Below are 14,595 nucleotides of genomic sequence, written 5' to 3'. Positions count from 1 at the left end.
GGAGAGTAGCACACCGCCGCACCACACTTGAGGACCCCGGAAGGCAACCAACCAACCGGGGTCCACCCATACCCAACCACATACACCCCACGCGTGCTAAGGATTGACGCATGCATTATTTCACGCCGAAGCGCTGCGAGCCATCGCAGAAGATCATGTACAAAGACAAGATCACCGCGCTCCAGGCGGCCGAGCAAAGTCGTTTGGAGCGCGGTGTGGAACTGTGGGTCTACCGGTGTGAATTCTGCGGCACATGGCACCTCACGCACCGCGATCCGCAGATCAACTACATGCGTACACAGCGCGCGCTGCAACGCAAGCCGCATTCACGCAAACGCGGATTCAAACCACGGCACCGCTGATGCGCGGCTAGCGTTCGATGTCGAACCCCTGCGCGCGCATGGCCGAGCCCACGCTCCAGCACACCTTGATCGACGGCTTTCTGCGCGATCTGCGCATCATATGTCGGCACCGGGTGCGCGGCATCACGCAGGTCGTAGTACTGGTGCACCTCTTCATTGAATTCGCTCATGCGCTGCAGCATGAGTTTCGGATCGCTGTTGTATGCATTGTCGAAGAACTGCACCGAACGCGGCAGGCGCGGCTTCAGGTTCGGCTGCTGCGCCGGCTTGCCGATCGCCAGGCCGAGCACCGGGTACGTGTATTCCGGCAGCTTCATCAGTTCGATCAATCGCGGCACATCGTTGAGGATCGAGCCGAGGATCACACAACCCAGACCGAGTGATTCCGCCGCGGTCTCCATCGCGTGCAGCGCGAGCACGGCGTCGTTCTGGGCTTGGCTGAAGCGGTAGCTGTGGTTGAGCGTGAATTCGTCGGAATCGACCGCCACGCCGCTGTTGCGCGCGATGACGGCATTGCGGTATTCGTCAAGCACAAACACATACAGTGCGGCGGCGTCGGCGATATACGGCTGTCGGCCGACTTCGGCGATCTGCTGCTTGAGCGTGTGGTCGAGGATGCGGATCGCGGACCAGTCGTTGAGATATTGGCTCGAAGCGGCATGCTGTGCCGCCGCCTCGATTGTGGTCAGGATCTGCGGGTCGATGGATTCCTGTTGGAACGCGCGGATGGAACGGCGGTCGAGCAATACGTCGACCGTGGGATTATGCATGTATTCAGTCATGGTTCCAGTATGGCGACGGTGCCAGAACAACGGAAGCGGATTCACCCCATGTGTGAACATGCCTCGCGCCCGTACTGGGCGAATACGGGCGCGGTATCTAGTTTGTGCAGCGGTCAGCGGTCGCGTTTGATCTGCATGTGGTGCACGAGCGAATTGGCGCCCTTGTCCGAAAGGCGCGTCAGCAGTGTGCCGAACGCCGCCGACGCCGCAGCGAACAACACGCTCATCATCAGGCCCTGCTGCTGGTCCTTCGCATCGTCGTCCGGACTGGGATGCACACGTGCCATGACACTGTTCCACACCATTTGGAAGAGCTTGCCCCCCACGAGACCAGCGAGGCTGGGGATGATCATCTTGAGCGCTTTGTCGCCCAACGTGTCGGGGTCGGCCATGCGCCGCTGGCGCATCTCGGTGACCTTGGTGTCGACCTTGTTGATCGCCGCGACGGTCCTGTCGGCCGTCTCGTTGAGGTCGTGCATGTTGTTGTGTTCACTCATAGGTCCCAGTGTAGGGTATGCGCGCCGACAGCAACGGCGATAGCGCGCAAAACGGAAATGGTGCGGCGGCACGCGGATGTGATGGCGCGCTGTTCTTGCGGCGCACATGCGCCTACAGTAGTACCCATGGAACAGACGACCATACAGAACAGCGCGACCCAGGCCTTCGGCGACTTGGTGTTGCTGCGCCACGGCCAGACGCTGTGGAGTGAATCGGGCCAGTACACCGGCCGCACCGATATTCCGCTGACCGGGACCGGCCGCGAACAGGCGCGTGCGGCGGGCAAACGCCTGCGCGCGATGTTCCCGCGCGGGTTCGAGCCGCGCGACGTGTATACGAGCGATCTGCGGCGTGCGATGACGACGGCCGAACTCGCCGGATTCACCGAACACGAGGTCACCGCAGACCTCGAGGAGTGGGATTACGGACGTGCGGAAGGCCGTACGCGCAGCCAGCTGTTTGACGCGCTTGGCTACGACTGGAACGTGTGGGAGCATGGGCCGGCCGTTCTCGACGCCGCGCTCGGCGGCGAGCGGATCGAAGTTTTCCCAGATGGCGAGGAGATGCACATCATCAACGGGCCCGGCGAACGCCTTGAAGACGCCGCAGCGCGCACGCGGCTCGTCATCGAGCGCGCGATGCCCGCGCTGCAGGCGGGGCGTGATGTGCTGTGCGTGGCGCATGCGCATATTCTGCGCATCCTGACGACGCAGTGGCTCGGTGTGGAGCCAACGTTCGGGCGCAATCTCAAGCTCGACACCGCGCACATCAGTGTGCTGAGCCTGTACAAGGGGGATCATGTGATCCAGCAGTGGAACTGCTGAACCACATGATCCATGCGTAGCGCCGTCAGATGCGCATCCACACCGCCGCGTCAGCCGGCAGCTGATAGCCATCGAACGGGATGGAGCGCATCATCACATCGCCGTGCGGCAGCTCGATGGACGCGGCGCCGAAATTGACGATGCACGCGAAGCGGTCGCCGCTGTCGTCGGCGAGCGGGCGTGCATATGCCACCACGTCGTCGCCACAGTCGGCGAAGGACTGCGGGCCGAGCCATGTGAGCGACGTGTCACCGGTGGGTGTCAGATGCTCCTGCCGCCAGTGCATGGCGCGCCGATACAGATTGAGCATCGAAGCGGGGTCGGTGTCCTCCACGTCGGCGGCGTAGTCGGCGTACCACAGCGGCTGCGGCAGATGCGGATCGGCGCTCGCGCGTCCGCCGGCATGCTCGGAGAAGCCGAACGAGGCGCCGGTGCCGAACTCGGGGTCCCATGGCGCGGGCTGCGGCATGTCCTGGGCACTCCACGGCAGCGGCACGCGGCAGCCGTCGCGGCCCTTCGCCGCGTCGCTGTGGTCGGTGTTGAACGCGACCGGGTCCTCGAGATGATCCCACGGGATTGTGGCGACTTCGGGCAGGCCAAGCTCCTCGCCCTGATACACGTACACCGATCCGGGCAATCCCAACTCCATGAGGATCGCGGCACGGGCGCGGCGCGTGCCGAGCTCGCGGTCCTCGATGTAGGTGGTGCCGTTGCGCAGCAGCCAGTCATTCGGCAGCTCGTGGTAGCCGCGCGTGTGCACCTGCGGCAGGCCGTAGCGGCTCACATGGCGTGGCACGTCGTGGTTGCTCATGACCCATGTGGTCGTGGATTTCGATTCGTCGGCCGAGGCTAGGCCCTCCTCGATGGCGAGGCGGAAGTCGTCGGCGAACCAGTTGGCCTTGGCGAACTCGAAATTGAAGACCTGGCCGAGCTCGTCCTTGGACGCGTAGAGATGCTGGTGCTCGGCGGGAACCCACGCCTCGCCGACCGCGAAGCGCGGCGGGTCGTATTCATTGAACACCTTGTTCCACTCGCGGTAGATCTCGTGCACTTTCGGACGGTCCCACAGCGGGTGGCCCGGAACCGGATCGCCTCCGACCGGGAAACGCTCCAGATCTTTGAGCGGCTCGCTGTCGAGATCCTTCGCCAAGCCATGGGCCACGTCGATGCGGAACCCATCGACGCCACGGTCGGACCAGAAACGCAGCGTGGTACGGAAATCCTCATGTACGTCGGGATTCTTCCAATTGAGGTCGGGCTGCTCCTTCGTGAACAGGTGCAAGTACCACTGGCCGTCGCCAGCGGCCTCCCATGCGGGGCCGCCGAAGAGCGACTGCCAGTTGTTCGGCGGCAGTTCGCCATGCGCGCCCTCGCCGTCACGGAAGATGTAGCGGTCACGCGCGGGGGAGCCCGGTGCGCTCGCCAGCGCCTCCTGGAACCACGGGTGCATGTTCGACGTGTGGTTGGGCACAATGTCCACAACCACTTTGAGGCCGGCGCTGTGCGCAGCGGCCACCATCGCGTCGAAATCGTCGAGCGTGCCGAGGCGCGGGTCCACGTTGCGGTAGTCGATCACGTCGTAGCCGCCGTCGGCGAGTTCGGAGGGGTAGAACGGCGAAAGCCACAGTGCGTCCACGCCAAGCTGGCGCAGGTATGGAATGCGGCTCGTGATGCCGGCGATGTCGCCGAGCCCGTCGCCGTTCGCATCGCGGAAACTGCGGGGGTACACTTGGTAGACGACGGCTTGCTTCCACCAATCGTCATGCGTATTGTTGAGGGTCATGCTGGTCCTTTCCACGGGGTCGGCGGTGCGGCCGGCCGGCTCGTGTCTGTCCGTCGTCGAAGCGGCTCGAACGGCTTGGTTCAGTGCCGGTGGAGCGTGCATAGAGGCGCGTTGGCAAACGCTTTCATACGAGTGCAATCATAACAAACATATTGAAAATAGGTCATATCTTCAGACGCACCAGTGAAAAATGTGGAGCTTTCATGCAGTTCGGCGTGCCTACGTTTGCATTTTTTGCCAAGTTGGTGCACAATGGTCTACGAAAGAAGTTGTTGAGGAAAGTAGCTTCTTTGACACGCACACCAGTGCGGCGTCCCCAGGGCGTACAGAGAAAGGTTCGAAGATGAATCGTACGATGAAGACAGCTGTAGGTATGCTTGCCGTTGCGGCAATGGCCGTCCCGCTCGCCGCATGTGGCGGTGGATCCGGCTCTTCGGGAGACAATGGCAAGGGAAGCGTCTACTTCCTGAACTTTAAGCCGGAAGCGGCGGACCAGTGGACCGCCTTGGCCAAGGCGTACACCGACGAGACCGGTGTGCAGGTCAAGGTGCAGACGGCAGCCTCGGGCACCTATGAGCAGCAGCTCAAGTCCGAACTCGCCAAGAGCGAAGCCCCCACGATCTTCCAGGTGAACGGCCCGGTGGGCTACCAGAACTGGAAGGGCTACACGGCCGACCTGACCGACTCCGACATCTACAAGGAGATGAACGACCAGTCGCTCGCCCTCAAGGGTGATGACGGCCAGATCGTTGGCGTCCCGTACGTCATCGAGTCCTATGGCATCATCTACAACAAGAACCTGCTCAACAAGTACATGGCGATGGACGGCGCGAAGATCAAGAGCGCCGACGAGCTCAACTCCTTCGACAAGCTCAAGGCCGTGGCTGACGACATGCAGGCCAAGAAGAAGGACCTTGGCATCGAAGGCGCCTTCACCTCCGCCGGCTTCGATTCCAGCTCCGACTGGCGTTTCAAGACCCACCTGGCCAACATCCCGCTGTACTACCAGTTCAAGAAGGACAACATCACCGCTCCGCCGGCGTCCATCAAGGACATGTACATGGACAACTTCAAGAACATCTTCGACCTGTACATCACCGATTCGACCACTGCGAAGACCCAGCTGAGCTCGAAGACCGGCGATGACGCGAACTCGGAGTTCGCGCTGGGCAAGGCCGCGTTCTACCAGAACGGCACCTGGGCCTGGAGCGATCTGCAGAAGGCCGGCATGAAGGCCGATTCCCTGGGCATGCTCCCGATCTACATCGGTGTCGACGACAAGACCGAAGGCTTGGCCACCGGCTCCGAGAACTACTGGTGCATCAACTCCAAGGCCTCCGACGCCAACCAGAAGGCCTCGCTTGAGTTCCTCAAGTGGGTCATCAGCTCCGACAAGGGCAAGAAGGCCCTGAGCGAAGAAATGGGCTTCACCACTCCGTTCAAGACCTTCAACGACGTCAAGACCGACAACCCGCTCATCCAGGACGCCAACAAGAGCATCCAGAACACCGCACTGACCCAGGTCGCATGGGACTTCTCGATGATGCCGTCGGAGGAGTACAAGAACGTCCTCGGCCAGGCCATGCTCAACTACGCGCAGGGTACCGGCGACTGGAACGCCGTTGTGGACGCCTTCGTGAACAACTGGAAGACTGAATACGACGCCGCCCACTGAGTCGGCGCCCCCGCTGTGGCCGGGTTCCCCGGAACCGGCCACAGCCTCTAGACTTCTCTAGGATCCTTCTTTTCTATCACGCTGAGGGCCCCACCAATCTTCGGATTGATGGGGCCCTCAGCGTTGTTCGATTGTGGGCGCGGCGCCGCGTTATGCGTGCGTCTTGGGGCACGGGCCGGTGCTTGAGCGCACAATGAGCTGCGCGGGCTCAAGGAGGAACGGGTCGCGCGGCGTCTGTCCGTCGATCAGCTGCAGCGTCAGGCGTGCGGCGATATGCGCGAGCTCCACCGGGTCTTGGCTGATTGTGGTCAGGCCGATGTCTGCCGCGTAGACGCTGTTGTCGAACCCGATGACCGAAATCTCGCCGGGAATCGAATAGCCGTTGCGCATGAGCTGGAAGATCAGCGGAATCGCGATGCCGTCTTCCTGGCATGCAATCGCCGTGGGCATGCGGTCCATGCTCAGCAGCTCGGTGACCACCTGGCTGATGCGCGTGGGGCCTTCGGGCGCCGTGATGACCTGCGGCGCGATGCCGGAATGCGCGCAGCACTCCATGAACGCGTCGAAGCGCTGCTGCACGCTGAAGTGCAGCGAGACGTCGCGGTCGGTGCGCACATAGGCGATGTCTCGGTGCCCGAGCGAGATGAGGTGTCGCGCCGCGAGGATAGACCCCTGCACGTCGTCGATGTTGATCGACGCAGAAAAGCCGCGTTCCTGCGGCAGTACCGAATTGATGCCGACAATCGGCACGGCGGCGGAGTTGAGCTGGGCGATCTCGGTGTTGTCGATGTCGAACGACACGACGATGACCGCGTCGGCGTTGCGCCGCACCGGCAGCATCTCGAAGAACTCCTTGCGCTCCTCGATGCTCGAGATTTGGAATATCGAGATGTCGTAGCCTTCTTCGTGCAGCACCTGATTGAGCCCCTCGATCACCGAGGCGCTGAACCACAGGCGTATATGGTCGCTCACCAACAGGGCCACGCGCAGGGCGCGCCCCGTTTTGAGCGCCACGGCCGAGCGCGACGTGGAGAAATTGAGCTCCTCGGCGATGTGCAGGACTTTTTCTCGCGTGGCTTTGGACACCAACTCGGGCCGCGTGAAGGAACGCGATACCGTGGAGATGGAGACGTTGGCCGCGCGCGCCACATCCTGAATGCTCGTGCTCATACCGTCCCTCTTCGTCGTTGAAGTGAATGCAATGAAAACGTTTGTGCAATATGCTTTTTCACAAACGTTTTCAGTATAGCACATATAAGTTAGAATGGCGAACTTTCAGCGCTTGTGCGCCATTCTCCCTGCTAGGAAAATTCGGCAGTTCCATATTTGAAACACCATAAATGTAAACGTTTGACAGCACGGCCATGAATTGTTATGGTTGTACTGTCATCTGCACCGGTGGGCTTGCATGCCAATGACTCAGAAGTCATACGCCGGCACGCCATGATCGCATACACGGAAGTATGCACGGAAAGAACGAGGAAAGTGGGCGTACTATGATCAGTATGGCCGGTAAGGCGATACGCCGTTGGTGGGCGTTATTTGTGCTTCCGACATTCGCCGCATTCATCATCGGTTTCGTGGTGCCGTTCATCTACGGCATCTACCTGAGCTTCTGCAAGTTCAGCACCGTCACCGATGCGGAATTCGTCGGCTTCACAAACTATGCAAAGGCGCTGCAGGACAAGACGTTCCTGCACTCGCTGCTGTTTTCGACGCTGTTGACGATTGTGACCACAATCGTCATCAATGTGGTCGCATTCGCCATCGCATACCTGTTGACCAAGTCGATTCGCGGATCCAACCTGTTCCGCTCGGTGTTCTTCATGCCGAACCTCATCGGCGGCATTATCTTGGGCTACATCTGGATGCTGCTGCTCAACGGCGTGCTCGCCCACTGGCAGCGTTCACTCACCTATGACCAGAAGTACGGCTTCTGGGGTCTCGTCATCCTCGTGTGCTGGCAGCAGATCGGTTACATGATGATCATCTACATCGCCGGCATGCAGTCGCTGCCCACCGACGTGCTCGAAGCGGCGTCGGTCGACGGCGCGAGCGGCACGCAGACCATGTTCAGGATCATCATCCCACTCATGATGCCGAGCATCACCGTGTGCTCGTTCCTGACCGTCACCAACGGATTCAAGCTCTACGACCAGAACCTCGCATTGACCAACGGCGCCCCCTCGCGCCTGTCCGAAGGCCTTGCGCTCAATATCACCAACACGTTCTACGCCCGTACCGGATTCGAGGGCGTCGGCCAGGCGAAGGCGGTGCTGTTCTTCATCCTGGTGGCAGTGGTGGCCCTGCTGCAGAACAAGCTCACGACGTCCAAGGAGGTCACAGCGTGAACGGCGAAAAAGTAAAGCACGGTGCCTTGTGGACCGTATTCTTCTCCATGATCTCCCTTGCGTGGGTCTTCCCGATCTTCCTGGTGGTCATGAACTCCTTCAAGTCGAAGACCTACATCAGCGACAACGCGTTCTCGTTCCCGGCTGGTGACGCCTTTGTCGGATTCGACAACTACGTGCGCGGCATCGAAACCACGAACTTCTTCGCGAGCTTCGGTTGGACAGTGCTGATCACCGTCGGTTCGGTGGTGCTGATCCTGCTGTGCACCTCGATGTGCGCATGGTGGATCGTGCGCGTGAACAACTGGGCCGCCAAGGCGCTCTACACGCTGTTCCTGTTCAACATGATCGTGCCGTTCCAGATGCTCATGTTCACGCTCTCGTGGCTCGCTGACCGTCTGGGCCTCAACACCCCGTGGGGTTTGTGCCTCGTGTACCTGGGCTTCGGCGCCGGCCTCGCCGTGTTCATCTTCACCGGCGTGGTCAAGGGCATCCCGGAGTCGCTCGAGGAATCGGCGATGATCGACGGCGCCTCCGTGCCGCGCATCTTCTTCCAGATCGTCGTGCCGATCATGAAGCCGTCGATCATCTCCGTGGCCATCCTCGAAGCCATGTGGGTGTGGAACGACTACCTGCTGCCGTACCTGACGCTTGACCTCAACAAGTACAAGACGATCTCGGTTGCGATCCAGTACCTCAAGGGCGGCTACGGCTCCGTCGACATGGGCGCCATGATGGGCTGCCTCGTGCTTGCGATCATCCCGATCATCCTCTTCTACATCCTGTGCCAGAAGTACATAGTCAAAGGTGTCATGGCCGGCGCGGTCAAGGGCTGATCTTTCCACCATCAATCAACACAACCGGAGGCCGGATGCCACGGCGGTCCCTTTCAGGAGCGCCGAGGCATCCGGCCTCCGGCCTATGTGGTGCGGCGGCCGGAAATCAGCTACCCGCACTAAGCTCGAACCGAGCACGCGAGACAAGCAGGAGCGAAATGAACTGGCTTTCCCCGGATTCCAAATTCATGCAGGCATGGAACAACCTCACCGACGCGATTGTCATCAACATCCTCATGCTGGTGACGAGCCTCCCCATCGTCACGATCGGCGCCGCATTGTCCGCGGGGCAGACGGCGACGCGCAAGATGCTCATCGGGCAAGGCCATGTGACGCGCAACTACTTCGCCGCATTCAAGGAGGACTTCGCGCGCGCGACGATCCTGTGGGTCGTCTACCTGCTCGTAGGCGCCGGACTGGCCTACAGCTGGGTCGTGCTGCAGATCACGCCGCTGCTCATCCCGAAGATCGCGCTCACGATCTTGTGGGTCATCGGCTTCGAATGGGTGTTCGCACTGCAGGCGCGCTTCGATAACCCGCCCGCGCGCACGATGGCGAACGCGTACATCTTCGGCGTCAGCTATTTCCCCGCGACCCTTGCGCTCGCCGCAGTCGACGCTGTCTACTTCGGCCTGTTCATCTACCTGTGGTTCAAACTGCCGCAGCTGCTGTTCCTCCTCGTCGTGCTCGGGTACGGGTCGATGCTTTCGCTGCATGTGCCGATCCAGGAATATGTATTGCGTAAATACACGGGGCAGGCGTTCTCGACGCATGTGCAGGAAGACGCATGGAGCGTCAAGGACCACCGCCACGACGGCGAGTGACCGCCTAGTCCGGAGCCAGCCCCGCCGACAGCCACTAGCCGTCCGCCATTAGCCACCAGCCGCTAGCCACTCGCATCCAGCCGTATCTCGCGCTTTTCGCCGTTCCCGTCACTGTTTTCGCCGTTTTCGTCATTTTTCCAATGTTTTTATGACCAAAACGGCGAAATGCGTGACCAAAACAGCGAAAACAGGGGATGAGGTGAGGAGCGGAAGACATGGTAGGCATGGTAGGCGTATGGCGACGAAGATGGCACAGCAATGCAAATGGCCTCCCCTTGAGGGGGAGGCCATTTGCATATGGGGTACCGGCAAATCAGTGGTTTGTGATTGTCGCCGGCGCTATCACACGCGGCGAATCAGCGGTTCATGATCTTCGACAGCGCCATCACGCGCGGCGAATCAAACACCTCGTCGGTCGGCACGACCTTGCCGTGCTCGTCGCACAGCGGGATGCGCCAGTTCGGGTACTGATCGGACGTGCCCGGCTGGTTCTGCGTGCGGGTTTCGCCCACACCGTCCACAAGCGCGGCCTGCAGCAGCAGCGAAGGGGCATCCTTGAGCATCGCGTGCATCGCCTCGACGATCTCTTCGATATGCCCCGGCACATCCTGCGCGGCCTCGGCGTTGAGCCAGCCGCCTTCGATGAGCACGTCGAGCATGGCGCGCTGTTCGGCCTTCGCCGAGGCCATGAACGCGTCGACCGGTTCGCTGAGCAGATGCAGCCGCTCGCGCAGCTTGACGTGCTCGTACTGCAGATAGCCGGCGGTCGGAGGCAGGTCGTGCGTCGTGACCGAGGCCAGCGCATATTCGCGGTAAGTGCTCGGCATGGCGTATGGGTCGCCGGCGGTGGGGGAATCGTCGATGCGCGCGAACCATTCGACGACGGTGCCGAGCACGCCGTGGTCGGCGAGCACCCTCGACACGTACTTCGGCACCGTGCCAAGGTCTTCGCCGATGACCATGCCGTTGACACGCGAGGCCTCGAGCGTCAGCACGGCGAGCATCGCCTCATAGTTGTAGCGCACATACGCGCCGCCGCGCGGGCCTTCGCCGGCGGGAATCCACCACAGGCGGAACAGGCCGAGCACATGGTCGATGCGGATCGCGCCGGCATGCGCGAACATGTTGTGCACCATGTCGCGGTAGACGGTGTAGCCGGTCGACTCCATGTAGTTCGGGTCGAACGGCGGCTGGCCCCAGTCCTGGCCCTGCTGGTTGTAGAAGTCCGGCGGGCAGCCCACGGTCACCGTGCCGACGGCGAAACGTTCGGGGCTCCACCACACGTCCGAACCGTAGGTGTGCACGCCCACGGCCATGTCCTGCATGAGGCCGAGCGCCATGCCGCTGTCTTTCGCGGCCTGCTGCGCGGCCGACACCTGCTCGGCGGCGATCCACTGCAGCCAGCACGCGAACTCGTACAGGTCGGCATGGTCCTGCTCGAGTTGCGCGATCTCAGGGCTGTCCCGGTTCGTGGTGGAGAACCAGTCCACGCCTTCCTCCCACGGTGCGCCCCACACCTCGAACGCGACGCACCACAAGGCGAACGCGCGCAGGTCGTCGCCCGCTGCACGGCGGAACTCCGCGAACGCCGCCTCGCGCTCGGCGGAGCGCTTCTGGCGGAAGATGATCTCGAGCGCCGTGCGCTTGGCATCCCATGCCGCGTTGATGTCGATCGGGTCCGGGTTCGTGTTGTTCACCGCCACGCGGTCATGCAGGTCGCGCACAGTGGCCAAATCCCGCTCACCCAGCTCCTCGAATTCCGGGATGTCCTGCGGGCGGATGTAGGTGACGTTCAGGAATCGGCGCGACTCGGGCAGGTACGGGGAGGGCTCGAGCGGGGTGATTGGCGCGCTCGCGTGGATCGGATTGATGAGCATGAAGTCGGCGCCAGATTTGGCGGCCGCGTCGGAGGCGAGCATGCGCAGGTCGCCGTAGTCGCCGACGCCCCACGACCCGGCGGAACGCACCGAGTACATCTGCGCCATCCAGCCCCAGCGCTGCTGGTCCTGCACTGCCTGCGGCACGGGGATGCGCGCGGGGGCGCACAGCAGCGCGCACGAGATGGTGCGCTTGCGGTCGGTGAACGTGAGCGTGTGGTAGCCGGCCGGGATGTCGTCGTTGAGGCTGAGCGTGTAGACGTTCACGTCGTCGCTCTCCGCCTGGAACGCCAGCTCGCCGAATTCACCGGTGAACTCGGAGCCGTCTTCGAGTATGAGCGTGACGCGCGGGTCGGTGCCGAAGACGTGCAGCTGCACCGACTTGGGGGTGCCCAGGAACTTGACGATGGTGGGGGGAGCCAGCAGTTCGTGCTCGTACTTCCGGCGGTCTTCGAGCGCCGTCGTGATCGCCTCGTCGGTGGAGGCATCCACGCCGAGCGCCTGCAGCACGGTGACGAGCACTTCGTCGCGGATTTCCACATAGGTGCCCAGCTGGTCGATGTACGAGGTGGAGATGCCCCATGCATTGGCGAGGCGGATGAGCGGGCGGGCGAGACGCTCTGCGCTTTCCCTGGGATTGTCGGACGCCTTGAGCGCGTTCCCCTGCTGTGCGGCGTTGGCTTCGGCCATCATTGCTCTCTTTCCCCTGCAATACGCAAGTAGTCAACATAGAGGGTGGTTGGCGTGCGCGGTGGTCCATCGTTGGCTCCGCGCGCGTCTGATTGTGCTTCAGTATACCGCATTGTGAAAGCGTTTGCAAAATAGTTGACACGAGCAAACAAGCTGGAAAAGCAAGGCAACAGTGAAATCTGACTGTGTTCTGGGCGCGTTGCGTTCTCCCACGTTTGCAAGAGCCAAAGCGTTGTGTGGAGGTGTGGAACGGGGCGCACTGCATGGGCCCGGCGGTCGATTGCAGGCGCCAGACCCATGCCGGTGCATGCAAAAGCCCGCATGCGCGGGTGGTGCACGCGGGCTGGGATGGGTTTGTGCGGTTGGCTGGACCTACTGCAGCACGGCGAAGGACTGCGGGGGCAGTGTGAGCGTGGTGCCGTCAAGGGCGGGTTCGCCCACCTCCAGCGTAATCGTGCGCGCGTCGGAACCGTCGCCGGCCGGCAGCTCAATGATCTCCGTCTCGCGGCCCGGATTGACGGCGACGATTGCGCTGACGCCTTCGGCGCTGCGCTTGAAGACGAAGGACCGCTTGTCGTCCGCCGCGAACAGCGTCTCGAATGCGGCGTCCGGGTGGAAGGCCGGCGTGGCGTGGCGCGTCTGGAGCGCCGCGTGCACGGTGTGCCACAGCGAATCGCCGTCGTCCATCTGGTCCGCCACGGTCGGTGCGTCTTTGGCTCCATCGACCGGCAGGTAGAGCGCGTTGGCCGAGGCGCCGGAGAAGCCGGCGTTCACCGAGGCGTCCCACTGCATCGGTGTGCGGCTGCCGGTGCGCGTGTAGGCGCCTTCGTGCGTGGGCAGGTCGCGGTAGCGCATGCCGATCTCGTCGCCGTAATAGATGAACGGGACGCCCGGCATCAGCAGCATCGTCGCATAGGCGAGCTTGATTTCGCGCGGGCTCAGGCGCGGCGCCACGCGCGCGGTGTCGTGATTGCACGTGATCAGGTTGAAATAGCCGTGCGCGCGCTCGGCTTCGCGCAGGCGCGGCTCGTATTCGGCGAGGAACGGGCGGATGCTCGCGCCGCTGTCTGCGTTGAAGTAGCTCTTGTCGCCGTCGTGCACAAGCGGCGTGTCGGTGTTGCGCAGCAGCAGGTTGTAGCCGTTCGGCACGCCGTCCCAGCGCCAGTCGAGGTAGAAGTCCATGTCGAATCCGGCCTGCAGCGATTCTTCGGGGCGGCCCCACTCCGCCACGAACGCGGCCTGCGGGAACTCCCCGCGGATCTGGCCGAACATGTACCGCCATGTGGCGATTGTGGCCGGCTTGCCCGCGTCGTCTCCCTTGACCAGACTGTCCGCCATGTCCACGCGGAAGCCGTCCGCGCCACGCGACAGCCAGAAGCGCATCACGTCGAGCATGGCATCGCATGTATTGATTGCAGGGTCGGAGAGCGCGGCGTTCTGCCATGGGCGTGAAGGATGCGCGAAACCGTAGTTGAGCGCGGGCTGGAATGCGAAGAAATTGACGATGTATGCGCCATTGCGTGGCATTTCTCCGCCGATGAACGGCAGCCCGTCGCCGCCGGAGATCCACGTGTCGGTCCAGATGTAGCGGTCGGTGTAGAGGTTCGGTTTGTCTTGGCCGCTCGCGATGAACCAAGGATGCTCGTTGCTCGTGTGGCCCGGTACGAGGTCGAGCAGCACATGCATGCCACGCGCGTGCGCCGCGGCGAACAGGTTCTCGAGGTCTTCATTGGTGCCGTAGCGTTCGGCGACACGCGTGTAATCGCTGATGTCATAGCCGGCGTCGCGGAACGGCGAGGCGAAGCAGGGATTGATCCACAGCGCGTTGCAACCCAGTTCTTGTATATAGTCGAGGTGTTCGGTGATGCCTTGGATGTCGCCGATGCCGTCATTGTCGGAATCGGCGAAACTTGCGGGGAACACCTGATAGAATGCCGCGTGAGAAAGCCAAGACGCGGGGGTGTGTTGTGGTTGATTCATGAGTCGCTCCTTAACGGTGCAAACGTGTTTCATTTGTCGAAAAAGTGACACTCACATGGTGGACAATTTTGACAACGTTTGCAGGTGTGGTATACAGTATAGACCACTGAAGC

12 protein-coding genes are annotated in these 14,595 nt (G+C 62.1%); 6 read left to right on the top strand and 6 right to left on the bottom strand.

Going from position 1 to position 14,595, the window contains the following annotated elements; all coding sequences use genetic code 11:
- Positions 1-110: 110 nt before the first annotated feature.
- Complete coding sequence (locus OU02_RS07740; protein WP_033489716.1) at positions 111-362, top strand: hypothetical protein; 252 nt, start codon at positions 111-113, stop codon at positions 360-362.
- Here the strand turns inward: OU02_RS07740 and OU02_RS07735 are convergent.
- Both OU02_RS07735 and OU02_RS07730 read right to left on the bottom strand, forming a co-directional pair.
- On the bottom strand, positions 287-1,144 hold the full coding sequence (locus OU02_RS07735) for a nitroreductase family protein (RefSeq protein WP_152593170.1): 858 nt from the start codon (positions 1,142-1,144) through the stop codon (positions 287-289). The two genes, OU02_RS07740 and OU02_RS07735, sit on opposite strands and share 76 nt — an antisense overlap.
- A 113-nt stretch (positions 1,145-1,257) precedes the next feature.
- The gene (locus tag OU02_RS07730) at positions 1,258-1,641 is read right to left on the bottom strand and encodes a DUF4235 domain-containing protein (RefSeq protein ID WP_033489714.1); all 384 of its coding nucleotides are present in this window, start codon (positions 1,639-1,641) and stop codon (positions 1,258-1,260) included.
- Positions 1,642-1,767: 126 nt separating this feature from the next.
- On the opposite strand from OU02_RS07730, the gene OU02_RS07725 reads away from it, so the two are divergent.
- The gene (locus tag OU02_RS07725) at positions 1,768-2,466 is read left to right on the top strand and encodes a histidine phosphatase family protein (protein WP_033489713.1); all 699 of its coding nucleotides are present in this window, start codon (positions 1,768-1,770) and stop codon (positions 2,464-2,466) included.
- A gap of 25 nt (positions 2,467-2,491) precedes the next feature.
- Here OU02_RS07725 and OU02_RS07720 read toward each other — a convergent pair whose 3' ends face one another.
- A complete protein-coding gene (locus OU02_RS07720) occupies positions 2,492-4,249 on the bottom strand; it encodes a glycoside hydrolase family 13 protein (RefSeq protein WP_033489712.1) in 1,758 nt (585 codons plus the stop codon).
- A gap of 343 nt (positions 4,250-4,592) precedes the next feature.
- On the opposite strand from OU02_RS07720, the gene OU02_RS07715 reads away from it, so the two are divergent.
- Complete coding sequence (locus OU02_RS07715; RefSeq protein WP_033489711.1) at positions 4,593-5,924, top strand: ABC transporter substrate-binding protein; 1,332 nt, start codon at positions 4,593-4,595, stop codon at positions 5,922-5,924.
- Positions 5,925-6,074: 150 nt separating this feature from the next.
- Here OU02_RS07715 and OU02_RS07710 read toward each other — a convergent pair whose 3' ends face one another.
- Positions 6,075-7,094: a LacI family DNA-binding transcriptional regulator gene (locus tag OU02_RS07710; RefSeq protein WP_033489709.1), complete on the bottom strand. Its 1,020-nt coding sequence runs from the start codon at positions 7,092-7,094 to the stop codon at positions 6,075-6,077.
- Positions 7,095-7,420: 326 nt separating this feature from the next.
- Here OU02_RS07710 and OU02_RS07705 point away from each other — a divergent pair, with 326 nt between their 5' ends.
- From OU02_RS07705 to OU02_RS07695, 3 genes are all read left to right on the top strand, one after another.
- Positions 7,421-8,275 carry a carbohydrate ABC transporter permease gene (locus tag OU02_RS07705; RefSeq protein WP_033489707.1) on the top strand — a complete coding sequence of 285 codons (855 nt, stop codon included), beginning with the start codon at positions 7,421-7,423 and terminating at the stop codon, positions 8,273-8,275.
- Positions 8,272-9,111 carry a carbohydrate ABC transporter permease gene (locus tag OU02_RS07700; protein WP_033489705.1) on the top strand — a complete coding sequence of 280 codons (840 nt, stop codon included), beginning with the start codon at positions 8,272-8,274 and terminating at the stop codon, positions 9,109-9,111. The genes OU02_RS07705 and OU02_RS07700 overlap by 4 nt, the downstream gene beginning before the upstream one ends.
- 158 nt (positions 9,112-9,269) lie before the next feature.
- On the top strand, positions 9,270-9,935 hold the full coding sequence (locus tag OU02_RS07695; RefSeq protein WP_051918298.1) for a YesL family protein: 666 nt from the start codon (positions 9,270-9,272) through the stop codon (positions 9,933-9,935).
- A 356-nt stretch (positions 9,936-10,291) separates the two neighbouring features.
- On the opposite strand, the gene malQ is transcribed toward OU02_RS07695, so the two are convergent.
- The gene (gene malQ, locus OU02_RS07690; protein WP_033489730.1) at positions 10,292-12,502 is read right to left on the bottom strand and encodes a 4-alpha-glucanotransferase; all 2,211 of its coding nucleotides are present in this window, start codon (positions 12,500-12,502) and stop codon (positions 10,292-10,294) included.
- 372 nt (positions 12,503-12,874) lie between these two features.
- A complete protein-coding gene (locus OU02_RS07685; protein ID WP_033489704.1) occupies positions 12,875-14,482 on the bottom strand; it encodes an alpha-amylase family glycosyl hydrolase in 1,608 nt (535 codons plus the stop codon).
- Positions 14,483-14,595 lie beyond the last annotated feature (113 nt).

It is taken from the genome of Bifidobacterium pseudolongum subsp. pseudolongum DSM 20099, from assembly GCF_000771225.1.
GTDB lineage: Bacteria > Actinomycetota > Actinomycetes > Actinomycetales > Bifidobacteriaceae > Bifidobacterium > Bifidobacterium pseudolongum.
This window is presented reverse-complemented; position numbering and strand designations above follow the sequence as displayed.